This is a genomic window from Mesorhizobium sp. WSM4307 (genome assembly GCF_007003945.1).
In the GTDB taxonomy this organism is placed as follows: Bacteria; Pseudomonadota; Alphaproteobacteria; order Rhizobiales; family Rhizobiaceae; genus Mesorhizobium.
Genome location: NZ_VFTB01000003.1, coordinates 565,421 through 589,437 on the forward strand (window position 1 = coordinate 565,421; position 24,017 = coordinate 589,437).

22 protein-coding genes and 1 pseudogene are annotated in these 24,017 nt (G+C 63.7%); 12 read left to right on the forward strand and 11 right to left on the reverse strand.

All coding sequences use genetic code 11. From position 1 onward, the window contains the following. Positions 1 to 4: 4 nt before the first annotated feature. From FJV83_RS09700 to FJV83_RS09710, 3 genes are all read right to left on the reverse strand, one after another. Complete coding sequence (locus tag FJV83_RS09700; RefSeq protein ID WP_142885388.1) at positions 5 to 895, reverse strand: carbohydrate ABC transporter permease; 891 nt, start codon at positions 893 to 895, stop codon at positions 5 to 7. Then, positions 892 to 1,851, reverse strand: a complete 960-nt coding sequence (locus FJV83_RS09705; protein ID WP_095774979.1) for a sugar ABC transporter permease — start codon at positions 1,849 to 1,851, stop codon at positions 892 to 894. The genes FJV83_RS09700 and FJV83_RS09705 overlap by 4 nt, the downstream gene beginning before the upstream one ends. Before the next feature lie 77 nt (positions 1,852 to 1,928). Then, positions 1,929 to 3,407 carry a sugar ABC transporter substrate-binding protein gene (locus tag FJV83_RS09710; RefSeq protein WP_142876601.1) on the reverse strand — a complete coding sequence of 493 codons (1,479 nt, stop codon included), beginning with the start codon at positions 3,405 to 3,407 and terminating at the stop codon, positions 1,929 to 1,931. A 213-nt stretch (positions 3,408 to 3,620) separates the two neighbouring features. Between FJV83_RS09710 and FJV83_RS09715 the strand changes: the two genes are divergently transcribed. From FJV83_RS09715 to FJV83_RS09745, 7 genes are all read left to right on the forward strand, one after another. Next, positions 3,621 to 4,331: a GntR family transcriptional regulator gene (locus FJV83_RS09715; protein ID WP_095775052.1), complete on the forward strand. Its 711-nt coding sequence runs from the start codon at positions 3,621 to 3,623 to the stop codon at positions 4,329 to 4,331. A gap of 55 nt (positions 4,332 to 4,386) precedes the next feature. Next, positions 4,387 to 5,553 (forward strand): mandelate racemase/muconate lactonizing enzyme family protein, encoded by a 1,167-nt coding sequence (locus FJV83_RS09720; protein WP_095793361.1) that lies wholly within the window; start codon positions 4,387 to 4,389, stop codon positions 5,551 to 5,553. A 61-nt stretch (positions 5,554 to 5,614) separates the two neighbouring features. Next, on the forward strand, positions 5,615 to 6,973 hold the full coding sequence (locus tag FJV83_RS09725; RefSeq protein ID WP_142885389.1) for a mandelate racemase/muconate lactonizing enzyme family protein: 1,359 nt from the start codon (positions 5,615 to 5,617) through the stop codon (positions 6,971 to 6,973). A gap of 104 nt (positions 6,974 to 7,077) precedes the next feature. Next, positions 7,078 to 7,404, forward strand: a complete 327-nt coding sequence (locus tag FJV83_RS09730) for an NIPSNAP family protein (protein WP_095775051.1) — start codon at positions 7,078 to 7,080, stop codon at positions 7,402 to 7,404. A 9-nt stretch (positions 7,405 to 7,413) separates the two neighbouring features. Continuing rightward, positions 7,414 to 8,613 (forward strand): mandelate racemase/muconate lactonizing enzyme family protein, encoded by a 1,200-nt coding sequence (locus tag FJV83_RS09735; protein WP_142885390.1) that lies wholly within the window; start codon positions 7,414 to 7,416, stop codon positions 8,611 to 8,613. A 173-nt stretch (positions 8,614 to 8,786) separates the two neighbouring features. Beyond that, positions 8,787 to 10,283 (forward strand): aldehyde dehydrogenase family protein, encoded by a 1,497-nt coding sequence (locus FJV83_RS09740; protein ID WP_142885391.1) that lies wholly within the window; start codon positions 8,787 to 8,789, stop codon positions 10,281 to 10,283. Between the two features lie 143 nt (positions 10,284 to 10,426). Beyond that, positions 10,427 to 10,702 (forward strand): hypothetical protein, encoded by a 276-nt coding sequence (locus tag FJV83_RS09745; protein WP_095793388.1) that lies wholly within the window; start codon positions 10,427 to 10,429, stop codon positions 10,700 to 10,702. An 81-nt stretch (positions 10,703 to 10,783) separates the two neighbouring features. On the opposite strand, the gene FJV83_RS09750 is transcribed toward FJV83_RS09745, so the two are convergent. Beyond that, complete coding sequence (locus FJV83_RS09750; protein WP_142885392.1) at positions 10,784 to 11,881, reverse strand: CaiB/BaiF CoA-transferase family protein; 1,098 nt, start codon at positions 11,879 to 11,881, stop codon at positions 10,784 to 10,786. A 105-nt stretch (positions 11,882 to 11,986) separates the two neighbouring features. Between FJV83_RS09750 and FJV83_RS09755 the strand changes: the two genes are divergently transcribed. The 4 genes and pseudogenes from FJV83_RS09755 to FJV83_RS36935 all read left to right on the forward strand — a co-directional run. Then, the gene (locus tag FJV83_RS09755) at positions 11,987 to 13,009 is read left to right on the forward strand and encodes an LLM class flavin-dependent oxidoreductase (RefSeq protein WP_095789869.1); all 1,023 of its coding nucleotides are present in this window, start codon (positions 11,987 to 11,989) and stop codon (positions 13,007 to 13,009) included. A 53-nt stretch (positions 13,010 to 13,062) separates the two neighbouring features. Then, entirely contained in the window at positions 13,063 to 13,710 is a 648-nt protein-coding gene (locus tag FJV83_RS09760; protein WP_095789870.1) for a ThuA domain-containing protein, read from the forward strand. A gap of 62 nt (positions 13,711 to 13,772) precedes the next feature. Next, positions 13,773 to 14,120, forward strand: coding sequence for a hypothetical protein (locus FJV83_RS09765; RefSeq protein WP_095774970.1), 348 nt, complete (start codon positions 13,773 to 13,775; stop codon positions 14,118 to 14,120). Positions 14,121 to 14,444: 324 nt separating this feature from the next. Continuing rightward, positions 14,445 to 14,744, forward strand: a pseudogene (locus FJV83_RS36935) (CatB-related O-acetyltransferase); the annotation flags it as partial. A gap of 66 nt (positions 14,745 to 14,810) precedes the next feature. On the opposite strand, the gene FJV83_RS09775 reads toward FJV83_RS36935, so the two are convergent. The 5 genes from FJV83_RS09775 to FJV83_RS09795 form a co-directional block, all read right to left on the reverse strand. Continuing rightward, positions 14,811 to 16,838 carry an amidase gene (locus FJV83_RS09775; RefSeq protein ID WP_142885393.1) on the reverse strand — a complete coding sequence of 676 codons (2,028 nt, stop codon included), beginning with the start codon at positions 16,836 to 16,838 and terminating at the stop codon, positions 14,811 to 14,813. A gap of 113 nt (positions 16,839 to 16,951) precedes the next feature. Then, positions 16,952 to 18,037: a Gfo/Idh/MocA family oxidoreductase gene (locus FJV83_RS09780; protein WP_142885394.1), complete on the reverse strand. Its 1,086-nt coding sequence runs from the start codon at positions 18,035 to 18,037 to the stop codon at positions 16,952 to 16,954. 69 nt (positions 18,038 to 18,106) lie between these two features. Then, complete coding sequence (locus FJV83_RS09785; RefSeq protein ID WP_095774966.1) at positions 18,107 to 18,871, reverse strand: ATP-binding cassette domain-containing protein; 765 nt, start codon at positions 18,869 to 18,871, stop codon at positions 18,107 to 18,109. Then, complete coding sequence (locus FJV83_RS09790) at positions 18,868 to 19,872, reverse strand: ABC transporter permease (RefSeq protein WP_142887454.1); 1,005 nt, start codon at positions 19,870 to 19,872, stop codon at positions 18,868 to 18,870. The genes FJV83_RS09785 and FJV83_RS09790 overlap by 4 nt, the downstream gene beginning before the upstream one ends. After that, positions 19,869 to 20,852, reverse strand: coding sequence for a substrate-binding domain-containing protein (locus FJV83_RS09795; RefSeq protein WP_142885396.1), 984 nt, complete (start codon positions 20,850 to 20,852; stop codon positions 19,869 to 19,871). The genes FJV83_RS09790 and FJV83_RS09795 overlap by 4 nt, the downstream gene beginning before the upstream one ends. Positions 20,853 to 21,404: 552 nt before the next feature. Here FJV83_RS09795 and FJV83_RS09800 point away from each other — a divergent pair. Continuing rightward, positions 21,405 to 21,605 carry a hypothetical protein gene (locus FJV83_RS09800; protein WP_095774963.1) on the forward strand — a complete coding sequence of 67 codons (201 nt, stop codon included), beginning with the start codon at positions 21,405 to 21,407 and terminating at the stop codon, positions 21,603 to 21,605. 70 nt (positions 21,606 to 21,675) lie between these two features. Here the strand turns inward: FJV83_RS09800 and FJV83_RS09805 are convergent, their stop codons facing one another. Together FJV83_RS09805 and FJV83_RS09810 are read right to left on the reverse strand one after the other, a co-directional pair. Further along, complete coding sequence (locus tag FJV83_RS09805; RefSeq protein WP_095774962.1) at positions 21,676 to 22,902, reverse strand: alpha-D-ribose 1-methylphosphonate 5-triphosphate diphosphatase; 1,227 nt, start codon at positions 22,900 to 22,902, stop codon at positions 21,676 to 21,678. 224 nt (positions 22,903 to 23,126) lie between these two features. Beyond that, positions 23,127 to 23,939, reverse strand: coding sequence for a PfkB family carbohydrate kinase (locus tag FJV83_RS09810; protein WP_142885397.1), 813 nt, complete (start codon positions 23,937 to 23,939; stop codon positions 23,127 to 23,129). Between the last annotated feature and the right edge of the window lie 78 nt (positions 23,940 to 24,017).

The window sequence follows — 24,017 nt, forward strand, 5'->3', positions numbered from 1 at the left end:
CTCCCTAGTGCTTGACCGCGCCTTCTGTAAGGGCGCGTACGAAGTATCGTTGCAGGACGAGGAACAGCACCACGACGGGCACGCTCATCATGAAGCTGGCCGCCATCAGGCCTGGAAAGTCCGTCGTGTTTTCCGAGAAAAAGCGCTGGATGCCGACCGGCAGCGTCAACTGCTCGTTCTTGGAGAGGAAGGTGTAGGCGTAGATGTACTCGTTCCACGCGCCGATGAAGGAATAGATCGCCGTGGCGATGATGCCCGGCGTCGAGAGCGGCATGACGATCAGGATGAAGGCCTGGAACCGCGTTGCCCCGTCGATGCGCGCCGCCTGTTCGAGCTGCACCGGGATGTTGTCATAGAAGCCCTTGAGCAGCCAGATCGCCAGCGGCAGGCCGAATGTCAGGTAGGTGAGAACGAGCGAGCCATGCGTGTTCACCAGCCCGATCGCGCGCATCAGGATGAAGAGCGGCACGAGAAAGATCACCGCCGGGAACATGTTGCGAAGCAAGACGGTGAAGAACAGAAAGTTCCGGCCCGGAAAGGTGAAGCGCGAAAACGCGTAGGCCGCGGGAACCGCCACGATCACCGAAAGGACAGTCGTGGCGGTCGAGACGAAAAGGCTGTTCCAGAAGAAGCGGAGGAAGTCCTGGCCGACGCTGTTCTGCGGATCGAGCAGCTTCTGGTAGCTGGCGAGGGTCGGTTGGTCAGGCCACCATTGCGGCGGGAATTGCATCGCGGCGAAGCCGGACTTGATCGAGGTGATCAGCATCCAGGCCATCGGCAACGCGGTGTAAAGCAGCATGAAGACGAGGAAGATGCGTCCGCCCCACCGCCATCCGTCTATGCGCATGCGGCGAGGGGCCTGGCCTCGAGGAGTTGTCTCGGCAATCGTGCTCATGCGCCCCCATCCTTGCGATCGTTGCCGCTGAGCGCGCGGACGTAGAAGTAGCCCAGCGTCATCAGGATGATGAACAGCAGCACCGAATAGGCCGATGCCACCCCCCAGCGCTGCCGGCCGAAGGCGAGCTCATAAATGTGGGTGATCCAGATATGCGATGCGTTCGACGGCCCGCCGCCGGTCATGATCCAGGGGATGATGAAGGAGTTGAAGTTGGCGACTGCCAGCAGCAGGATCGTCACGGTCGAGACATTGCTCAAATGCGGGAAGGTGACGTGCCAGAAGCGCTGCCACGCATTGGCTCCGTCGACCTTTGCGGCGCGCAGCAGCTGCTCGGGAACCGTCTGCAGGCCTGCCATCATCATGATCATGGCAAACGGAAATTCGCGCCAGATGTTGACGACGATCAGGGAGGGCAGCACCGTTGAGACGCTGTCGATGAAATTCGGCGGCCGGTCGGCCAATCCGAGGCCGACCAGCACCGCGCCGATGATGCCGAAGTCCGAGTGGTAGATCCACTTCCAGATATAGGAGGCGGCGACCGCGCTGATGACCCAGGGAATGATCAGAATGGCGCGCAGGACACCACGGCCGAAAAAGTCGCGGTGGAGCGCCAGCGCGGCGGCAAACCCCAGGACGAAGGAGATGACGGTGGATCCCACAGTCCAGATCAGCGTGTTCCAGGTGACCTTCCAGAACACCGCGCTGGTGAGGATGGCGGTGTAGTTGTTGAAGCCGATGAAGGTCTTGTCGCGAAGCTGCAGGCCAGGCGGCGTATTAAAGAACGACAGCTCGATCGTGTAGTAGATCGGATAGGCGATGACGACGAGCATCACGGCGATCGCGGGCAGCACGTACGCGTAGTCGGCGCGATGCTCCCAGATCTTGCGCAGCACGCCGGCTCCACCGGGTTGCAATCTTCGGCGAGCCTCGGCCTTGCCGGTCACGATCGTCACTTTGGCGTGCCCTTGTTCTTCGGAACGAACCGGCTGACCCTCGGAGCAGCCGGCTAAGATCGCAGGTCAGGCTCGGACTAGAGTCCGCCCATCAGGTCTCTCACCTTCTTGGCCGCGTCGTCCGCTGCCTGATCGACGGTCATCGCTCCGGTCAGGGCATTCTGCAGCATGTCCGGGATGATGATGTTCATGATCTCGGGAGATTGCGGCAGCGCCGGGAACGGGATGCCGTATGGCAGCATCGAGGTGGTGACATCGAGGAACTTGATCTTGTCCAGGCGCTCCTTCATCCATTTGGTCTTGAAGCCGTTGAGATTGCCCGGGTTCGAGCCGGCATAGGCCATCTTCAGCGACCATTCCGGGCTGGTCCACATGCAGATGATGGCCTTCGCGGCCGGTTCGTCCACCTTGCCGCCCTCGACATATTCGGGCTTCAGGATGTGGATGTTCGAGCCGCCGAACACGACCGCGCGCTTGCCGTCAGGGCCGGTCGGAATAAGGCCGTAGCGCATGTTGTCGATGACGGTCTGCGCCTTGTCCTTGTCGGTGCCGGTCGCCTTCTTCTGCAGGTCGAGCATGACGTTGTAGTCGGACGGGTGCGAGATCATCATGCCGAGCTGGCCGGCGAGAAACAGCGGCTGGTTGTCGGCCTGCTGGTTGGTGAGCGCCGAAACCGGAACCGACTTGTCGCGGACGTACATGTCGTAAGAGGCTTGCAGCGCCGCCTTGCTCTGCGGGCTGTCGAGTTCGATCTGCTGATAGGTCGGGTTCGCCTTGGCTTCGTCGAAGACGCCGCCGCCATAGGCCCACAACTGAGGCATGAAGCGATACGGGGTATTGCCGGCATTCTTGCGCGCCACGAGGCCGTAACCGGCAATGCCGAGCTTGTCGTGGATCTGCTTGGAATATTTGACGACGTCGTCCCAGGTTGCCGGAGCCTTGTCCGGATCGAGGCCCGCGCGCTTGAAGATATCGGCATTCCAGATGAACGCCATCGTTTCATTGTTGGTTGGAATGCCGTAGGTCACGCCATCCCAGGTCACGGCTTTCATGGCGCCGGGCCAGAAATCATCCGTCGAATACCCTACATCCTCGGGCTTGAGCGGCTGCAGATAGCCCTTTGAAGCGAACTCGGTGCCGCCCAGGATTTGCAGGCGGACCGCCATCGGCGCCGCATTGCCAAGGAGCGCCGTGCGGAACTTGTCCAGGAGATCGTTGTAGGTGAGGGCCTGTTCCTCGAGCTGGATGTTCGGATAAGTCTTGCGGAAGGTCTCGAAGAAATCCTTGTAGTACTGGCGCAAGAGATCGGGGTCGCCCTCGAACACGCCCTGATACCAGAAGGTCAGTCGCCCCTTGTAGTCGAGCGGGGTGACCTTGGCGCAATCGGCCGCCGTGTCAAATTCCTGCGTGCCCGCAATGGAGCGCACATATTCCGGCGACCACTTGCTCAAGTCGACCGGCGGAGCAGCCAGAGCCGGTGCGGACATCAACGATGCGATTAATGCAGTGGAGACAGTGCCGCGCAGGACGGCACCGCCGAGTGTGAACCTCGTCATAGGTATCCTCCAGGTTTCTCTCCCATGCCGCTCTGCATCGAGGCGAGCGGCTTTATTCGTCGACCGCGGGGACATCTCCTCAAATGTATCCCTTCGAGCGCTTTACACGTTTTCAGATCGCAGATTGGCTGTCAACGCAACAAATCGTACATTGTTTATGGAAATCGTGCGTGATATCGAAAAAGTCGTGTATTCATGGAAGGGGAACCGGCCTTGGCCGAAACGCGGGAATTCAAAGCAGAGCCACCCGAGGGGATCGATCCTCTTGGGGCCTCGAGCGAGGGCGCCTCGCTTTATGAGCTGATCAGGGAGGACATCATCGAGGGCCGGCTCGCCGCCAACGAGCGGCTTGTGGTCACCGATCTGGCCCGGCGTCACGGCACCTCGACCAATCCCGTGCGCGAGGCCCTGCAACTGCTGCGTGGGGAAGGCTTTGTCACCTTTCTCCCCAATCGCGGGGCGCGCGTGCGGCCCATAGACCAGGATTTTGTCCGCGATATCTACGAGATCGGTGTGCTGATCGAGCCGGCCCTGACGCGATGGTTCGTGAGCATGGCCACCGACGAGGACATCGCCGAACTCGAACGTCTTCAAGGTCTGATCGAAGAGAACAACTTCGCCGACACGTTCAGGCACAGCGAGCTGGACACCGCCTTTCACACCGTGATGTACCAGCGGCACTACAACCGCCATGCCGCCGAGCTTTGGTGGAAGCATCGCGAAGTGCTGCGCGCCGTGAGCCGGCGTTTCAATTTCACGCTCGCCCGGCGTGCCGCGATCATTCGCGAGCACCGCGAACTCATCGCACATGTGAAGGCGGGAAATGCCGACGAGGCAGCCGAACTCATCGCGCGCCATGTCGAGGGCTCCGGGCGGCATGTCCTCGAACACATGCGCGCGCGCAACGCCGCGCGGGCAGGGTAGAGCAATCGGCCCGGAACACCGCTCTTCGGGTCTTCCAGATAAAGGTAGTTGAGAGATGAAAATCACGAGCATTCGGCCGTGGCTGATCAAATCCGATGCTTCTTATTGGGGAGAGTACCTGTTCGTCGAAGTCACGACCGACGAAGGGGTGAGCGGCTGGGGAGAGATCACCACCACGACAAAGCTTGCCAACCGTGCGCTCTGCACGATCCTGCGACAGATCGGCGCCGCCGTGACCGGCGAGGATCCGGCGCGCATAGAGCACCTGTGGCACAAGATTTTTCGCAGCTTCACCTATATGGGCAGCCGCGGCGCCGCCGTCGAATGCGTGAGCGCCATCGACATAGCCCTCTGGGACATCCGTGGCAAAGTCCTCGGCAAGCCGATCTACGAGTTGCTGGGTGGACCGGTGCGCGAGGAAATCGCGCTCTACACCCATCCCAACCAGGCCAAATTCACCAGCAAGGAGGCTGTGGTCCGCGAAATCAGCGACATCGTCGAATCCGGGCACACAGGGCTCAAGTTCGACCCTTTTCCGCATCAGGGCCGCGGCGCCGATGGGCTGTCGCGCGAGCAGCGGGACGGCTATCTCGATGGCAGCATGACCCGCAAGGACGAGCGCGAAGCAGCCGAACTCACGGCTCTGATCCGCGAAACGGCGGGCCCCGACGTCGACATCCTCATCGATGCGCATGGCCGCTTCGACGTCCCCACCGCCATTCGCCTCTGCCGCAGCCTGGAGGAAGCCGGCCAGATCGACTGGTTCGAGGAGCCCTGTCCGCCCGAAAGCCTCAACGCGCTCAAACAGGTTCGTGACAAGGTCAGCGCCCCAATCTCGTGGGGCGAGCGCGGCCATACGAAATGGGATTTCGTGCCGGTGCTCGAGAACAAGCTCGCTGACTACATCATGCCTGACGTCACCTGGACCGGCGGCATTACCGAACTCAAGAAGATTTCCGCCCTGTGCGAAGCCTACTACATCCCGGTCTCGCCGCACGATGCCGCGGGGCCGATCAACGTGGTCGCGGGGGCGCAGGTGATGATGACCGTTCCGAACTTCTACAAGCTCGAAACGTCGGAGTGGAACCTGGGCAAATACGATCACCTCATCGACAGACCGCTCGATGTTTCGAACGGCAGCCTCAAGCTGACGTCGAAGCCTGGTCTCGGTGTCGAGATGAACCGCGACTACCTGCAAGCCCATGAGATCGAGCTGAGCTAGCAAGGCTCAACTTCGGCACGCGCCTGGGGCGACAAGCCCCCGACCAGAACGAGGACAAATCATGCCAAAAACGGGTGGAGCCGGCGAGGCTCTCAATCGGGTCAACACGAATTCCAAGCCATCCGACCTTCGCATCACCGACATGCGGGTGGCCGAAATCGTCGGCGCGCCGTTCACCTCGGCGCTGCTCAAGATCTATACCAACCAGGGCATCGTCGGGCTCGGCGAGGTGCGTGACGGCGCCAGCGCCACCTACGCGCTGATGCTGAAGAGCCGGCTGCTTGGCGAGAACCCTTGCGACATCGATCGCCTGTTTCGCCGCATCAAGCAGTTCGGCGGTCACGGCCGGCAAGGCGGCGGCGTCTCGGCGGTCGAGATCGCGTTGTGGGATCTCGCAGGCAAGGCCTATGGCGTCCCCATCTACCAGATGCTCGGCGGCAAGTTCCGCGATCAGGTGCGCGTCTATTGCGATACCGATGCCGAGAAACCGAGCGGCACCGAAACCGGAAAGCGCCTCAAGCAGCGCATGGACCGCGGTTTCACCTTCCTCAAGATGGACCTGGGCTTGATGCAGATCGCCCATGTCCCGGGCGCCGTGTCCGCGCCCGCCGGCGCGCTCGAAGGATTTCATGCCAATCCGCGCGGCCGTGGCGGCACGCTCGAAGAGCGCAAGGCCCGCAATCTCGCCTACGACGCGCAGAACGTGCAGCACCCGTTCACCGGCCTGCATTTCACCGAAAAGGGGATCGACCTGCTCGAGCAGTACATCCACGAGGTTCGCGAGGTGATCGGATACGAGATCCCGCTCGCCATCGACCATGTCGGCCACATCTCGCTGCAGGACGGCATACGCCTGTCGCGCCGTATCGAGAAATACGTTCCAGCCTGGCTGGAGGATGTGATCCCCTGGCAACACACCGAGCAGTACCGGCAGTTGCAGGGGGCCACCACGGTGCCGATCTGCACCGGCGAGGACATCTATCTCAAGGAGGGCTTCGAGCCGCTGCTGAAGAGCGGCGGCCTTTCCGTCATCCACCCGGACCTGCTTACCAGCGGGGGCATTCTCGAGACCAAGAAGATCGGCGACATGGCGCAGGATCACGGCGTCGCCATGGCCATCCATATGGCCGAAAGCCCGATCGCCGCGATGGCCGCCGCGCATGTCGCCACCGCGACCGAGAACTTCATGGCGCTCGAATACCATTCCGCCGATGTCGACTGGTGGGACGATATCGTCATCGGCCTGCCCAAGCCGCTCGTCAAGGACGGCTTCATCACCGTGTCCGACAAGCCGGGGCTGGGCATAGACGATGTGGTCGACGAGGTGATCAGCCAGCATCTGCAGCCCGGTGTCACGGGGATATGGCAATCCACCGAGCATTGGAACAATGAATATAGCTGGGACCGGACCTGGAGTTAGCCCAGACCCCCTGCCATCATTCCCGCCAGGCTCACAGGGCCAACCACCGACCATTCGTGTCGACCTCGCCCAAGGGAGAGGTGAAGAAAGAAACGGACGAAACCATGATCTACGAACTGCGTATCTATGACTGCCTGCCGGGCAGGCTGCCGGCTTTGCTCAAGCGCTTTTCCGACCAAACGCTGGCCATCTGGGAGAGGCATGGCATCCGCCAAGCCGGGTTTTTCACCACGGCGATCGGCGAAAACAGCAATCGCCTCACCTATTTCCTCGCCTGGGAATCGCTGGCCGAGCGTGAGGCGAAATGGTCGGCTTTCGTCACCGATCCGACATGGCACAGGGCCCGGGACGAGTCTGAGCGCGACGGGCAGATCATTGCCAATATCAGCAGCCAGCTGCTCACGCCGACAGCTTTCTCGTCTGTGAACTAGGACTGCGCCATGAAGATCACCGACCTGCGCTGCGCCGTCATCGGGCGGCATCCCATCGTTCGCGTCGTCACTGACGAGGGTCTCTACGGTCTGGGCGAAGTCGAGTTCACAAAGACCTATCTCAAGCCCTTCGTGCTGCATTTCCGCGAGGCGCTGATCGGCGAGGATCCGACCGACGTCGAGCGGGTGATGCTGAAGATCCGCCAGCGCGGCTCGTTCAAGCCCTATGGCGCCGCCGTCTCCGCCATTGAGCACGCCTTGTGGGACATCGCCGGCAAGGCGGCGGGCGTGCCGGTCTACAAGCTGCTCGGCGGCAAGGTGCGCGACAAGGTGCGGGTCTACAACGGCTCGATCCGCCGCAAGCGCGCAGGCGACCGGCCGGAGGATTACGCCGCCGACGTCAAATGGATGATGGAGCAGCCGCAGAATTTCTTCATGGTCAAGCAGGGAATCTCGTTCCACTCCAACATGAAGGACAGCATCGAGGGCTTCCATTACGGCGTGACGCAGAAGAAGGCCGGCTATCACGGCGCCATGGATCAGGGCGTGATCAGCGAGCGCGGTTTCAATCACATGCTCGACTGCGTGATCGCGATGAAGGAGGTGCTGGGCGACAAGGTCAGCCTGGCGCTCGACTGCGGCCCGGGCTGGATGCTGCCCGATGCGATCAAGTTCGCCCGCGCCGTCGAGAAGTACAATCTGATGTGGCTCGAGGACATGCTGACCGGCGACTATGTGCCATGGGTCAATCCGCAGGCCTATCGCGAGCTGACCACCTCCACCTCGACGCCGATCCATACCGGCGAGCAGATCTACCTCAGGCACAATTTCAAGGAACTGATCGAGACGCAGGCGGTGCGGGTGATCGGTCCGGACCCGGCCGATATCGGCGGCATTGCCGAGCTCAAATGGGTTGCCGAGCACGCCTATATGCACTCGATCCTGATGGCGCCGCACGGCACCGCGAACGGCCTGCTCGGCCTCGGCGCGCTGATCAATGTCTGCGCTACCTTGCCGGCAAATTACGTGGCGTTCGAATATCCCAGCGCCTCTGACCCGTGGTGGGAGGATCTGGTGATCGGCCTGCCGGCGCAGATCGTCAAGGACAGCATGGTGGAGCTGCTGGAAGCGCCGGGCCTGGGGCTCGATATCGACGCCGAAGCGGCCAGGAAGTATCTCAGCGAAGAGGATGCGGGCTTCTTCGACTGAACCATCCTTCTTTCGCCATGCAAGCAGGCGCCCTGGCACCTGCTTCCGACAGCCGCCCCGGGCGCCGCTTGCGGTGCTCAACGTCGCCGGCATGCAGCCCAAGCTCCCCTTTCCATGTTGAGGTCGACCGCGCCGGGAGTAATAGTCGCGGCGGAGTTCGTGAGGAGGAAGAGATGACGCTCAACTTCGACCCGAGAGCGAAGGCCACGACGCTCTACCATGGCGAATTCCGGCCGATGTTCGTCGGCGGCAAGTGGGTCGCGGCGCGGTCCGGCGAGGAGATGCAGGCGCTGAACCCGGCGACAGGCGAGGTGCTGGCCACGGTGCCGCGCGGCGGGGCGGCCGATGTCGACGCGGCCGTGGCCGCCGCACGCGCGGCCTTCGAAGGGCCGTGGTCGAAATTCTCGCCCTATGAGCGACAATGCGTGCTGTTGCGCATCGCCGACCTGTTCGAGACGCATTGGGAAGAGCTCAGCGTTTCCGACACGCTCGACATGGGGCTGCCGATCACCCGCACGCTGGCCAACCGGCGCCGTGTCATCGGCATGCTGCGCTTCTATGGCGGCATGGCGACGGCGTTGCATGGCGAGGCGATCGACAACTCGATCCCTGGCGAGATCGTCTCCTTCACGAGGCGCGAGCCGGTCGGCGTCGTCGGCGCGATCATTCCCTGGAGCGCGCCGACCGCCGCTTCGATCTGGAAGATCGCGCCGGCGCTGGCCACCGGCTGCACCATCGTGCTGAAGCCCTCGGAGGAGGCGTCGCTGACGCCGTTGCTGATCGCGCGTCTGATGCAGGAAGCCGGGGTGCCCGACGGCGTCGTCAACATCGTCACCGGCACAGGTGCGGAGGCCGGGGCGCGGCTCGCCGAGCATCCAGACGTCAACAAGATCGTCTTCACCGGCTCGACGCCGACCGGACAAGCGATCGCGCGGGCGGGCGTGAGCAACCTCAAGCGGGTTTCGCTGGAGCTCGGCGGCAAGTCGCCGATCATCGTCTGCCGTGACGCCGATATCGACAAAGCCGTTCCGGTCGCGGCGATGGCGGTGTTCGTGCATTCAGGGCAGATCTGCATCGCCGGTTCGCGGCTGTTCGTGGCGCGCGAAATCCACGACGAGTTCGTGCGCCGCGTCGCGGAATTCGCCGGCAGGCTGCGCATCGGCCACGGCATCGAGGCGGAAACCGAAATCGGGCCGCTGATCAATGCCAGGCAGGCCGGCAAGGTGGAGGGCTATATCAAGGCCGGCAGCGACGAGGGCGCCAAACTGGTCGCCGGCGGCTCGCGGCTGACGGGCGCGCTTTATGACGGCGGCAACTTCATCGCGCCGACCGTCTTCGGTGCAGTGTCGGACAAGATGACCATTGCGCGTGAAGAGATCTTCGGACCGGTCATCTCGGCGATGCCCTTCGACACGCTCGACGAAGCGGTGGCGCGCGCCAATGCGACGCCCTATGGGCTCGCCGCCGGCATCTTCACCACGCATCTCGGCACCGCGCACAAGCTGGCGCGCCGCATCAAGGCCGGCTCGGTCTGGGTCAACATGTACCATGCCATCGACCCGGCGGTGCCGTTCGGCGGCATGAAGATGTCCGGCTATGGACGCGAGGGCGGCATCGAGCATCTGCATGAGTATCTGGAGACCAAGTCTGTCTGGATCCAGACAGACTGACGGGTGTGCGGGGCTGACGCGCTGTGCGGTTCGCTGCGGCGCAGGCAAATCGCGGGACAGGCGAACCGTTGCAGGGGGAACCTTTGTTCGGCTGGTGATTTTTGCCTATATAGGAAATACGAATGGCCAGGAGGGTGTTGGCGATGACGACGAAACGGGTTGCGATCTGCGCTCTTGCCGTGGCGATGGCCTGTGGCATGTCAATGTCGGCATTCGCCGGGTCCAGGCATCGCCACCACCAGGCCGAGCCGGAACGCTACGTTCCCGCCGATGACGATCTCATCGGCTTCCTGTTCGGCGGTCCGCGCTACTACGACCAGCAGCTGTTCACGACGGCGGCGGGCGCCTGTTCCTACCATCGGGTCGGGCCGGATGCGAACGCGTTGAACAAGATCAACGATCATCATTGCGGGAAATAGCTGGCCGCTTGGCTGTCAGCGCAAGCCAGTGTCAGGCCCGGCAGTCAATTTGCAACTCCAGCAGCCTGAAACTGGCTGATTTCAACGGTTTGCAGCGGGACCCGCCAGTTCCGCGCGAATCTCGGTACCGTGTTCGTCGCGCGCGGGACCTATCGTCGGCGTCTTTTGCGCCCATCCGGAAAAGCGCGGAGCGGCGGCTGCCTGCAGGACGCCGCCCACCGCCAGCCAGGAACCACGCGCGGCCATGTGTGGATGCTGTGCCGCCTCCCATGGATTGAGCACCGGGGAGACGCAGGCGTCGGAACCTTCGAACAGGCCGGTCCATTCGTCGCGCGGTTTTGCGGCAAAGATCGCCGCCAGCCGGCTGCCGAGTTCCGGCCAGAGATCGCGGTCGAATTGCTTGGCGAATTGCGGATCGGCGGCGAGGCCGAGCCGGTCGAGAAACAGCGCATAGAATTTCGGCTCGATGCACTGGACGCTGATGAAACCGTCGTCGGCGGTGCGATAGACGCGGCACCAGTGCGGGCCGTCGAGAAGGCTTTGGCCGCGTTCGGCGACGAGCCCGCCGGACTGGCCGAGCACCATCAGCAGGTTCATCATGTGGGCCGAGCCGTCGACGATGGCCGCGTCGACCACCGTGCCCTGGCCGCCGGCACGCGCGCTCATGATGGCGGCCAGCATGCCGATCACCAGGTAAAGCGCGCCGCCGCCTATGTCGCCGGTGAGCGTCGGCGGCGCCATCGGCGGCTCGCCCGGCAAGGAGGCGTACCACAGCGCGCCGGACACGCCGGTATAATTCAAATCATGCCCGGCGGTGCGGGCGAACGGGCCGTCCTGGCCCCAGCCGGTCATGCGGCCGTAGACCAGGCCTGGATTGGCCGCGAGGCAGGCCTCCGGGCCGAGGCCGAGGCGCTCCATGACGCCGGGCCGAAATCCCTCGATCAGGCCCTCGGCGGTGGCGATGAGGCGCATCAGCACGGCGACATCCCCGGCATTCCGGAGATCGAGCGCGATGGAGCGCTTGCCGCGATCGAGCAGCGAGCGTTCGGGCAGGCCAGGCACGGGCGCCTGCTTGCGGTGGACGACGATGACATCGGCGCCGAGATCGGCGAGCAACATGCCGGCGAATGGCGCCGGCCCGAGCGCCTCGATCTCGACGATTCGCGTCCCTTTCAGCATTCCCCCCTCCACGGCGTTCAGGCCCAGAGTACGGCGCAAGGTGACGGTGTGTAACCCCGCTGTTTTGGCATTGAAGCACGCGCCGCTCGCATATACTTCAGGGCCATGAAAAAAATCGGTTTTCTGTCATTCGGGCACTGGACGCCCTCGTCGCAATCGCAGGTGCGCTCGGCGTCCGACGCGCTGCTGCAATCCATCGATCTCGCCGTCGCGGCCGAGGAGCTCGGCGCCGACGGCGCCTATTTCCGGGTGCATCATTTCGCCCGCCAGCTTGCCTCGCCGTTTCCGCTGCTGGCGGCGGTGGGCGCCAAGACCAGCCGCATCGAGATCGGCACGGCGGTCATCGACATGCGCTATGAGAATCCGCTCTACATGGCCGAGGATGCCGGTGCCGCCGACATCATCGCCGGCGGGCGGCTGCAGCTTGGCATCAGCCGTGGCTCGCCAGAGCAGGTGATCGATGGCTGGCGCTATTTCGGCTACCAGCCGCAGGAAGGCAAAAGCGACGCCGACATGGCGCGGCATCACGCCGAGGTCTTTCTCGACACGCTGCGCGGCGAGGGGTTCGCGCAACCCAATCCACGGCCGATGTTCCCCAACCCGCCCGGCCTGCTTCGGCTCGAGCCGCATTCGGAAGGTCTGCGCGAGCGTATCTGGTGGGGCGCGGCCACCAACGCCACGTCGGAATGGGCGGCCAAGCTCGGCATGAATCTGCAGAGCTCGACGCTCAAATTCGACGAAAGCGGCAAGCCCTTCCACATCCAGCAGGCCGAACAGATCCGGATCTATCGCGAGGCGTGGAAAGCGGCAGGACACGCGCGTGAACCACGCGTCTCGGTCAGCCGCAGCATCTTCGCGCTGGTCGACGACCGCGACCGCGCCTATTTCGGCCGCGGCAACGAGAGCCGCGACCAGATCGGTTTCATCGAGGAAAATACGCGAGCGATCTTCGGCCGCAGCTACGCCGCCGAGCCTGACGTGCTGATCAAGGAGCTGGCGCAGGACGAGGCGATCGCCGAGGCCGACACGCTGCTGCTGACCGTACCCAACCAGCTCGGCGTCGACTACAACGCCCACGTCATCGAGGCGATCCTGACCCATGTCGCGCCGGCCCTGGGCTGGCGCTGACGGCCGCGCCATGTAACCATCGATCGCGGTTGGCGATTCAGGAGGTTCACGGCATGGCGAAGAAGGCTTTGATTGCCTGGGGTGGTTGGGAAGGCCACACGCCCGAACGCAGCGCCAACGTCATCCGCGCACTGCTTCAGCGCAACGGGTTCGATGTCACGCTGGGCCAGGGCACGGCGATGTTCGCCGATCCGGAACTGTCTTCCTTCGATCTCATCGTGCCTGCCATCACCATGTCGACGATCGAAAAGGCCGAGCTGCAGAATCTGACCGCCGCGGTTCGCGGGGGAACAGGCCTCGGCGGCTTCCACGGCACGATGGGCGACAGTTTCCGCAACGAGCCCGACTACCAGTTCATGACCGGCGGCCAATGGGTCGCGCACCCCGGCAACATCATCGATTATCGGGTGGTGATCACACAGCCCGACGACCCGATCACCAGAGGCGTCGGTGATTTCGCCTACCGGTCGGAGCAGTATTACATGCATGTAGACCCCAGCAACGAGGTGCTGGCGACGACCACTTTCAGCGACGCGCATTTTCCGGGCATCGATGGTGTCGTCATGCCGGTGGTCTGGAAGCGAAGGTATGGCGCGGGGAAGGTGTTTTACAGTTCCCTTGGGCACACCGCGGACGAGTTCGCGGTGCCGGAAATGGCGCTCATTGTCGAGCGTGGTTTGCTTTGGGCGGCGCGGGGGTAGCGGCACGGGAAATCCCGTGAAAATCTGGGCCGAATTCGCTGGGACATCTACGGAGATATCCAATGAGTGATTTCAACTGGTCCACATCCGAGAAGAAGCTCGCGCGCCATGCCTTCGATACGGCTCTTGAGACGGCCCTCGCAAAGACGATGGCCGAATTCAAAAGCAAGGCCGGTGCGGTGACGCAGCCCTCCGAGATGTGGGAGCTGGAAGACTATTTGCGCGAACGGCGGCGGGACATCGATCGGACGTTCGATTACCGCTATTCCCAGCTTCTCTACGTGTTTGCGCAGCTCATTCGCGCAGGTTATCTCGATGAAAAGCTGCTTGTCGGCTTGTCGCAGGACAAACGAGACGTCATTCAGCGGGACTTGGCCTTTGTGGCGAGTCGCTCGGCCAGCTTTCCGTGACGGCCGGTCAAGACCAACCATGGCTTGGAAAAAATGGGATTTGCAAGAAGACTTCGAACCATGCTCGGTCTTCGACGAGCGCCAAAGCCGGAAAACATACCGCAGCACGCATCGATCGGGCGAAGAACGCTCTTCTACACAAAGCCCAGCAATATTTATGGCTGTGACGAGACCTCACCGCTTGAAATAGGAGCGTTCTGCTCCATTGCGGAGGAGACGCTATTCCTTTGTCGTGCCAATCATCCGACGCACTTTGTCTCGACTTTTCCATTCGAAGTTCACATGACAAATTCGATCGCGGCATATGATGATCTGGTGGTCAACGGGCCGACAAAAATCGGCAACGACGTATGGATTGGTCGACGCGCAATCATCCTGCCGGGAATAACCATTGGAGACGGTGCCGTTGTCGGAGCCGGCTCGGTCGTCACCAAGGACGTGGCGCCCTACGCGGTCGTGGCGGGAAATCCTGCCAGGTTCATCCGGAACAGGTTTACCGATGACCAGATCGCGAGTTTGCTCGCTATACGCTGGTGGGAATGGAGCGACGAGAGGATCAAGGCCGACCTGCCGACCTTCTATGGATCCATTGATGCCTTCATCGCCGCCAACCGCGCATCATAGCCCAACGGCGTCAATCCAGAATCCATGGAACTGCTTTCCGCTTGTGCCGAACGGCACATCATGCCCTCACTCAATTCCTCCCGTGATCACATAGGCGCCGGCGGTGCGTCCATCCTCCAGCCGCACCACCACTGTCACGATCGAGCCATAGGAGCCGCGCCAGACGCTGTGGAGGCGCTGATGCTCGGCGGCCGGCACGAGTGCACGCCCGCTGAAGCGCGCCCCGGCCCGCTGCATCGCGACCGGCTCTCCGTTGACATGGACTTTGACGTCGGCGTTCTTGGCTTCGGTTGGCTCGACAGGCAGGTCGAGCGTAACTGTGATCTCGTCCTGATCTCCGGACCTGCGCGTCTCAGCGGCGAGCGCGATGGCAAGTCGCGGCGCCGCGCTGCCACCGGCCTTGGCGCTCCGTCCTGAAAACACATCATCGGCCAGTTCAGGCGTGCGTGGCGGGCTTGTGCGGCGCTGGGTGGCGCGCTCGAAATCGCCGGCCATGCGCAGCAGATTTTCATCGTCATAGGCCTTGCCGGCGAAGGTCAGGCCGACCGGCATGCCGATGTCGGCCATCGTGCCCATCGGCACGGTGACGGTCGGGATGCCGAAATGGCGCCAGACAAGATTGCCGTTGGCGACCCAGGTGCCGTTGCGCCAGGCAAGGTCCGCCGACGCCTCGTTAATGTCGGCGTTGGCCGGGCCGACATCGGCGGCGGCTGGCAGCACCACGGCGTCGATGCCTTGCGCGTCGAGCCAGTCCTCGAAATCGATCCGCCGTGTCGCTTCCAGCCCTTTCAGGCCGTCTTCAAGCGTTGGGATGTCCCTGAAGGGCGTGACGCCGGATTTGGCGCGTTCGACATAGTCCGCCAGGTCGAAGCCGTCCTCATAGCGGTCGGGCAGCGTGCCGGGCGGCTGCGGGAAGATATTCGGGCCATCGACCGAAGCGAGATCGTGCAGGGCCGGGTCGGCGTTGGCGCGCAGGAAATCGTCCCAGCCCCAGATGCAGAGATCCCAGATTTCGCGGTCGGCGAAATCCGGCGGCACCAGCCCGCGCTCGACCATGGTGCGGGCGCCGGGACGGTCGCGCTCGTAGTTGGAGACGACGGGGAAATCGACTTCGACCACTTCGGCGCCAAGCCGTTCGAGGTCGGCCGCCGCCTGTCCCCACAGGGCGTGCACCGAGGCACGGGTTTCGATCGGTTTATCGGCCTCGCTGTCGCGGCCGATATACATTTTCGGCACGCCGAGCCGCTTGCCTTTCAGTGAGCCCGCAAGCACCAGATCGGCATAGCGCTGCGGCCGCACTTGAGAGCTTTTCGGCAGCGCGACCCAAGGCTGCGCACGCCAGAAATCGCCGCGCGTCTGCGGGTCGTCGGCGACGATCACGTCGAGCAGTTCGAGCATGTCAGGCATGGTCCGCGTGTGCGGCACCACGACATCCATGGTCGGCACCAGCGGCCAGTTGCCGCGCACGGAAATGACGCCGCGCGACGGGGTGTAGGCGACCAGCGCGTTGTTGGTGGCCGGCGCCCGGCCGGACGACCAGGTCTCTTCGCCGAGCCCGAAGGCGCAGAAGCTGGCGGCCGTTGCAGTGCCCGAGCCATTGGACGAGCCCGAGGCGAAGGCGGCGGTCAGGTAGTCGGCATTGTAGGGGCTTTCGGCGCGGCCATAGACGCCGCGCTGCATGCCGCCATTGGCCATCGGCGGCATGTTGGTGAGGCCGATCAGCACCGCACCGCCGGCGCGCAGCCGGGCGATGGTGAAGGCGTCCTCATTGGCGACCAGGTGCTCGAAGGCCGGCGAGCCGGCGGCGACCGTCAGGCCTTTGACCTTGTAGCTGTCCTTGGCGGTGTAGGGGATGCCGTCGAGCGGCCCGAGCAAGGTATTGTTGCGCCGCCGCTGGTCGGAAGCCGCTGCTTCTTCGAACATGGACGGATTGAGCACGGGGACGGCGTTGAGGCTGACGCCATGCCGGTCGAAATGCGCGATCCGCCTGAGATACGCCGCGACCAGCTCGACGCTGGTGACCGTGCCGTCATCGAGGGCGCGGCGCAGTTGATGGATCGTCGCTTCGACGAGATGAAGGCTGGCATCGGTCATCACGGGTCCCAGGCTGTTATCTGTATGCCATGGATGAGCGAGCCCGCTTCCTTCGGCAAGGGCCAGCAGTCAATCTTTGTCGGAACGTGGTTTTCCTGCCTTGCCGACAGTGCTCAGGCGTCTCCGCCGCTCTCCTTCATGCGCTCGATGATCGCGGCCATCAGCGCCAGGTCGCGGCGGGAATCGGCGAGGTCGGTCAGCGGCTTGGTGCCCTCGATGATATGCCGATGGAAAATCTCCAACTCGTTGGAGAAAGCATCGCCGTAAAGCGGCCCGAAGCTTTTCGTCACCGGGCCGAATGGGCCGGCTTCGGTGACCTCCAGCCGGGTCGGCAGGCTGCGGATGTAAGGCGTGTCGTAGATGATACGCACGCGCCTGGTGTTGGAGCGCACTTCGATCATGGCGTCGAACAGGCCGAGATCGTCGACCACCGCATCATAGAGACAGGCGAAATGGCCGTAGTCGAAGGTGACCGACGTGTTGGCGCCGCCATTGGTGCGGTGCGCGGCAACCACGCCCTTGGGCTCGCCAATGAGCCCGCGCATCGCCGAGATGTGGTGCGAGGACAGCGCCGTCAGCCCGCGATAGGCGCGCACCAGGTCGGCCGGCGCGTCGGTGCCGACAACCTCGCGGATCAGCGCGTCCCGCTCCCTGGCGCCGCGCGCCAGCAGGGCAGGGTCGATGTCGTCGGGGTAGAGGATGTTCTGGCTCTTCTTCAGGAAATGCCGGCCCTCCGAAATCAGGTCGAAGATGCGGACATGGGTGATGTCGGCATGATCAGGCAATTCGTCTCTCGCCTGGAGATAGGCCGGCGCATAGCGGCGCATGTAGCCGACGAAAAGGGTCTTCCCGTAGGCCGGCATCAACGCCAGCAGCTCGTCGATCTCGCGCACCGTGAGACAAGCGGGCTTTTCCAGCAGGATGTGCTTGTCGGCTTGCATGGCGGCGCGCACGAAGCGGCTGTGGGTGTCGTCCGACGACAGCACGAAGACAACGTCGATGTCGGGTGAATTGATCAGCGCCTCGGCCGTGTCGAAGGCTCTTGCGGCATATTCGGATGTGATGAGGGCCACCAGACTTGGCGAGACGTCGTAGACGCCCGCGATTACCCAGCGGTCGCGCTGGTCAGCCAGAACGGGCAGATGGATCGACTGCGCGACCTCTCCAAGACCCACAAGCCCGACACGAAGTGGCGCCACTCTCAAACTCCCTTGATTTCATTTGCGGGTTGACCGAGGCGGCCAACGATTGATTTCACGATTGGGCGATCACACCGCGCCGGTGACCAGCGCGACCAGTTCGTTGCCTGATGTCTCGGAGGCACGCACCGTCGCGGCCATCTTTCCCGCCCGCATCACCCAGATCTGGTCGGACAGGCGCCGCACCTGATCGAAATTGTGGCTGACCAGGATGACCGAGACCGACTGTTCGCGCAGGCGGCGGATCAACGCCTCGACATTGGCGGTCTCCTGCACGCCAAGCGCTGCCGTCGGTTCGTCCATCACCACCAGCTTGGCGCCGGAGCCGACGGCGCGGCAGATCGAGATCGCCTGCCGCTGGCCGCCCGACAGGCGGCGCACACGCTGGTTGATCGACGGCACGTTGATCGACAGGCGCGACAGCATGGAGCGCGCCTCGCGTTTCATCGCCTTGCGGTCGAGGAAAGCGAAGGGGCCGATGCGGCGCACGAGCTCGCGGTTGAGGAACAGGTTCTGCGCCACCGTCAGTTCGTCGATCAGCGCCAGGTTCTGGTGCACGGTCTCGATGCCGGCCTTGCGCGCTCCGTCCGGGTTGGAGAAGGGATGTTCGCGGCCATCGAAGACGATCGAGCCGGCATCCGGCACATGCACGCCGACCAGGCAGCGGATCAGCGTCGACTTGCCGGCGCCATTGTCGCCGATGACGGCGGTGACTTCGCCGCGGCGTGCCTGGAAGGCGACGTCGGTGAAGGCGCGCACGCCGCCGAAATGCTTGCTCAGGCCATTGCAGGCGATGATCGCGTCCGAGGCGGAGGAGGGGCTGACGGCGCTCATTTCTGGTACCGCATGATCAGCGCTGCCAGGACCACGATGGCGCCCACAGCAAGCGGTTGGTAGAAGGCCGAGACGTTGAGCAGCGTCAGCCCGTTGACCAGCGCGGTGAGCATCAGCGCGCCGATGGCCGGGCCCAATATGCTGGCGCGGCCGCCGAACAGGCTGACGCCGCCCAGAACCACCGCTGCCACCGAATTCAGGAGCAGGCTGGTGTTGATCTGCGGCTCGGCCGAGCCGATGCGGGCAACCAGAAGAATGGCTGCGATGCCGGCGCAGAAGCCGGAGATGGTGTAGGCGGCGATCTTGACGCGGTTGGTGCGGATGCCGAGCGCGCCGGCGCTTTCGACCTGGCCGCCGGTCGCCAAGAGATGGACGCCGAAGCGCGTGTGGTAGAGCGCGATATGCGCCACAATGACGGCCGCGATCGCTACCCAGACCGGATAGCCGAACGGTCCGAACGAGCCCGAAGCGAGTTTCAGCAGGAAGGTCGAGCCGACCATGGTCGGTTCGCCGCCCGACAGGATCAGGCCAAGCCCGGTGATGCCCGACAGCGTGCCGAGCGTCACCACGAAATCGGGGATCTTGCCTGCGGTGATGATGAGGCCGTTGAGGAAGCCGATGGCGCTGGTGGCGAGCACCGCGAGCACGCAGGCGATGAAGATGCCGTAGCCGGCCGCGTTGAGGAGACCGAGGATGATGGCGCCAAGCATGACGGCCGCCGCCAGCGACAGGTCGATGCCTGACGTCGTGACGACGAAGGTCTGGCCGATCGACAACACGACCAGGATAGCCGCCGCCAGCAGCAGCGCCTGCAGATTGGCGACGCTGAGAAAGACCGGCTGGGCGATGCCGAAGACGATGACGAGACCGACCAGGCCGACGACGGATGCCCAGTCGGCCCAGAAGGAAGGATCCAGGAGGAGAGCCGACAGGGAGGGGCGGCTCTCCTCCGCCGCGCCCGCCGCCCATTCGGCGGGCGCGTTGTCCGTGGGATTGCTCACTTCAGCATCTCGCGGAAGGGATCGGGATAATCGCCGCCGGGACGCGGAAAGTTCTTCAGCGAGGCGTCGGCATTGTCCTTGTTGATCAGGAGCACGGGTGCGGGCACGTTGGCGGGCAGTTCCTTGCCCTTGGCGGCCAACGCACAGGCTTCGACACCCATGGCGCCGACGACATAGGGATATTGGGCGACGGTGGCCGTGAGTTCGCCTGCCGCGATCGATTTCAGCGCGTCGACGATGCCGTCGAGGCCGATCACCTTGACGTCCTTGCCCGAGGTCTGCACGGCGCGTTCGACGCCGAGCGCCATGATGTCGTTGGCGGCGAAGAAGCCGGCGAGATCGGGGTGCGCCGCGAGGATGTCGGTGGCGGCGGTCAACGCCTTCTCACGATCCCAGTCGGCGCTCACCATCACCGCCACCTCGAGCTTGCCTTCGACGGCCTGCTTGAAGCCTTTGATGCGGGCATTGGAGCCGACATCGCCGACGATGCCGGCGATCAGCGCCACCTTGGAGCCCTTCGGCACCCGCTTCAGCATTTCCTCGCCGGCCAGCGCGCCGGCGGCGACATTGTCGGTGCCGATATAGGTCGAGACGGCAAAGCCGGCCGCCTTGGCCTGTTCGGGGTCGATGGTCGAATCGATGTTGACGATCGGCTTCTTCTTCTGGGCGACCGGCACCAGCGCCTGGACGAGGTTGGAGACGCTGATCGGGTTGACCAGGTAGCAATCGAAGTCCTGCATGGCCATGGCGGTCAGACGGTCGGCCTGGCCGGTGGCGTCGCCCATATTGGCGGCGGCCTGGACGCTGACATTGACGCCACTGGCTTTGCCTTGCTCCTCGATGCCCTTCTGCATGGTCTGGAAGAAGGGGTTGTCGAGGCCCTTGACGATGGCCGCGACCTTGGCCGCGTCCTCGGCGTGGGCCGAGACAATGGTTGCCAGCAGGCCCGCGCCAAGCGTCAGGCCGTTGAAGATGCGCATTTTTTTCCTCCGCTTCTTGATTGTTGGATGTGTCTTGTCGGCAAGCCCACGAACGTCCGTGGCCGGTGCTGCGAGAGCCATGCTTGCATCGGCAACGCCGCGCGGCCCGCGGCCCGGCGAACGCCAAACGTCTCGCGGACGACGGACCCGGTCGGGACCTTTTCCATGCCAGGCATTTCTCCTCCCAGAGCGCTGACCTAGCCCCATCAGCATTTGCGCATGTTTGATAAAAAATTGACACGCGTCAAGATTTAAAATGGTGCGAAGCGGTTTTGGCTCGTTGGGCCGCTTTCGACAGATTTCCGGAATTGCCGGCTCGGCAGGGGCGGGGCTCTCACCAGGCTCTGTCGGCACCGCCGCCGGCCCGTTTGCCGCCAAGCGGCAATCCATGGGTGCTGCCGTCGCTGTCGCCGCCGAGCAACTGTCAGAAAAATACTGGAGATCAGACATACCAAAACGGCTTGCAAGCGTAAGCTAAAGCTCGCAGAAGTTGTGGAAAAGCATGCCGTTTGAGAAGGCTTTTACCGTCATCCAGCATGAAAGGGGGGAATCATGCCTGACCACAATGCCATGATCCGCACAGCCATCGGACGGCTGCTTTCCGAGAAGACCGGAGTCGCGGTCATTTCGATGAGAGAGAGTATCACCGAGTTGCTGGCATTGACCGGCGCGGCGCACACCATCGAAACCTTGCAGGACATGCTGCTGGAAATGGCCGAGGTGCGCGGCATGACGGTCGTGCTCGACGTTTAGAGCAGTTCACCGTTTCCCGGAAACGGCGAACTGCTCCAACCTTGTTTTGATGCAATTCCCCGGGAAAGCGCTACGCGCTTTCCCGGGCGGCAGCAGGTAGCCGTTCAGCCGCGACCGGGCCAACGCGTTCTGCCTTGCCCGCTGGTGCAAGCGTGCCATCACCGTAGATCATGCGGCCGGCGCGGAAGGTGGCGCGGACGCGTGGCACGGGATGGCGGTCGGCCACCACGAAATCGGCCAGAAGGCCGGGCTCGATGGCGCCGCGATCGGTGAGCCCCAGGGCGTTGGCCGGGTTGGCGCTTGTCAGCGCCGCCGCCGCCGCGAGGCCATTGCCTCGCAGCTCCGCCAGGCCGAGCACGGCCGGCAGGATGGACGCCGGATGGTAGTCGCTGGCCAGCATGTCGAGCAAGCCGGCCTCATAGGCCTGCCGGGCGGAAAGATTGCCGGAATAGGACTCGCCGCGCAGCGCGTTGGGCGCCCCCATGGCGGTATGCATGCCGAGCCTGCGGGCCTCCTGCGCCGCTTCCAGGGTCACCGGGAATTCGCTGAGCGCGGCGCCCAGGCCATGCACCAGTTCGACCTTTTCCAGCGTGTCGTCGTCATGCGAGGCGAGCACGATGCCGGCGGCCCGGGCTCGCGCCGACAGGTCCTGCAGGGCGTTCAGCACATCGCCTTGCCCTTCGCGGCCCGCCATGCGCTTGCCGACGACCTCGGAGGCCGCGGCAACCGACATGCCGCGCTCCTTGGCGATGCGGGCAATGTAGAGCTCGACGTCGCGGTATTGACCCTGTCCGGGCGTGTGGTCCATCAGCGAGATCAGGTGCAGCCTGCCGGCGTCCATCAGCTTCCGCAGCGTGGGAAGCGCCGGGGTGAAGGTCACTTCGAAGCGGGCATGGATGCGGTGGTCGACCAACAGATGGTCCTTCAACCCGGCAATGGTGCCGATGATTTCTGTCGTATGGTCTTCCGAGCGCAGCACGCCGCTGGTGACGCTGGCGCCGATGAAGGAGAGCGCGGCATAGGCGGTGGTGATGCCGCAGGAGGCGAGCTTCTTGTCGAGCTCGGCAATGCCGATCCGCATCGGCACATGCACGCCGATGCGCGGCTCGACTTCCCTCTCCACCATGTCGCCATGCATGTCGATGAAGCCGGGCAGCAGCAGGCGGCCGCCGCCCTCGATGTCGGCGTGCCCGACAGGCTTCTCGCGAATCTCGGCGATCCGGCCGTTCTCGATCCTGACGGCGCCGTTGGGGATGACGCGGTCGCGCAGGACAATTTCGAATTCACTCAGCCACATGTCATGTCTCTTGCAAGGCAGCGATTTCAAGGTGGATTGCGCGGGCGACAAGGTCGGCGACATCGTTGGGATGATGAAGACGCCGATCATGGCGACGATGCGCCGGCTTGCCGACGCCTCGATCACGATCTCTCCAGGACATGTTTTCTAGTTCACTCGAATGCCGGTTTCCATTTGATTTTTATGACATTTTCATGAAAGCCGGCCTTGCCGGAGCCACTAATTCAGCCGGTACGTGATCGTTCCGACAGCCATTCGGCGGTTTGCCGGCTGGCCTGTTCGGCGGAAAGCTCAGGGATCAGCCCTTGCAGCAGGCCGTGCAGGAAGATCCCCGCAAAGCAGTCGCCGGCGCCGATCGTGTCGGGCACGGAGACCTGCTTCAGCGGCGTGACGTGATTGAGCGCCTTGCCGTCATAGAGCGAGATCGGCCCCATTCCATCGGTCAGCACCAGCGTCCTCAGGCGAGGCCCGGCAATCCTTGATGCCCGCTCCCAGATCGCGTGCGTGTTCTCGCCGGGAAAGTCGGCGCGCGATCCGATGACGATGTCGGCCGGGCGGTGCGAGGTGCTGCGCAGCGGAAACTGCGAGACCACTAGCGGGATCGTCCGCAGCGAGGCAACAAGACCGTCGTCGAGCACCAGGGCGTTGAGATAGGCGGCGTCGCCACTGACAGGCTCCGGTGCGGCGAAGAGAGGGCGCAGCTGGCCGCTGGTGTTCAAAATGGTGCGCTCGCCGTTCGGCTCGAGCAGGATTTCGGTGAACCGGGTTTCGCCGGCCCACATGGTGACGTAGCCGGTGTCGATGCCGCTCGCCCGCAATTCGGCGAGTGCCGCCCGGCCATGGCCGTCGTCCATCAGATTGCTGATCAGCCGGACATCATTGCCGAGCTTCGCCAACCGGGTGCCGGTGTGGAAGCCGCCGCCGCCAAGCCTGACAACACGATCGGAATAGGTGAGGCGCGCGCCCGAGGCGAGGGGCGAAGACAGCGACCAGACCTGGTCGTGATTGACGTGGCCGACAACGATGACTCTGCTCATGATCCCCTGCGTTCGGTCTTCGGTCGCCAGGCCTGGCGCCAGTGCATCGGCGATGAGGCCGCACGGGCATGCTCTTGG

Coding starts and splice junctions, on each gene's coding strand:
- FJV83_RS09720 (WP_095793361.1), top strand. CDS start 4,387: ATGAAAATCACGAGCATTCGGCCGTGGCTGATCAAATCCGATGCTTCT.
- FJV83_RS09810 (WP_142885397.1), bottom strand. CDS start 23,939: ATGAGCAGAGTCATCGTTGTCGGCCACGTCAATCACGACCAGGTCTGG.
- FJV83_RS09750 (WP_142885392.1), bottom strand. CDS start 11,881: ATGCTGAAAGGGACGCGAATCGTCGAGATCGAGGCGCTCGGGCCGGCG.
- FJV83_RS09745 (WP_095793388.1), top strand. CDS start 10,427: ATGACGACGAAACGGGTTGCGATCTGCGCTCTTGCCGTGGCGATGGCC.
- FJV83_RS09765 (WP_095774970.1), top strand. CDS start 13,773: ATGAGTGATTTCAACTGGTCCACATCCGAGAAGAAGCTCGCGCGCCAT.
- FJV83_RS09795 (WP_142885396.1), bottom strand. CDS start 20,852: ATGCGCATCTTCAACGGCCTGACGCTTGGCGCGGGCCTGCTGGCAACC.
- FJV83_RS09785 (WP_095774966.1), bottom strand. CDS start 18,871: ATGAGCGCCGTCAGCCCCTCCTCCGCCTCGGACGCGATCATCGCCTGC.
- FJV83_RS09710 (WP_142876601.1), bottom strand. CDS start 3,407: ATGACGAGGTTCACACTCGGCGGTGCCGTCCTGCGCGGCACTGTCTCC.
- FJV83_RS09735 (WP_142885390.1), top strand. CDS start 7,414: ATGAAGATCACCGACCTGCGCTGCGCCGTCATCGGGCGGCATCCCATC.
- FJV83_RS09775 (WP_142885393.1), bottom strand. CDS start 16,838: ATGACCGATGCCAGCCTTCATCTCGTCGAAGCGACGATCCATCAACTG.
- FJV83_RS09805 (WP_095774962.1), bottom strand. CDS start 22,902: ATGTGGCTGAGTGAATTCGAAATTGTCCTGCGCGACCGCGTCATCCCC.
- FJV83_RS09800 (WP_095774963.1), top strand. CDS start 21,405: ATGCCTGACCACAATGCCATGATCCGCACAGCCATCGGACGGCTGCTT.
- FJV83_RS09755 (WP_095789869.1), top strand. CDS start 11,987: ATGAAAAAAATCGGTTTTCTGTCATTCGGGCACTGGACGCCCTCGTCG.
- FJV83_RS09740 (WP_142885391.1), top strand. CDS start 8,787: ATGACGCTCAACTTCGACCCGAGAGCGAAGGCCACGACGCTCTACCAT.
- FJV83_RS09700 (WP_142885388.1), bottom strand. CDS start 895: ATGAGCACGATTGCCGAGACAACTCCTCGAGGCCAGGCCCCTCGCCGC.
- FJV83_RS09725 (WP_142885389.1), top strand. CDS start 5,615: ATGCCAAAAACGGGTGGAGCCGGCGAGGCTCTCAATCGGGTCAACACG.
- FJV83_RS09730 (WP_095775051.1), top strand. CDS start 7,078: ATGATCTACGAACTGCGTATCTATGACTGCCTGCCGGGCAGGCTGCCG.
- FJV83_RS09760 (WP_095789870.1), top strand. CDS start 13,063: ATGGCGAAGAAGGCTTTGATTGCCTGGGGTGGTTGGGAAGGCCACACG.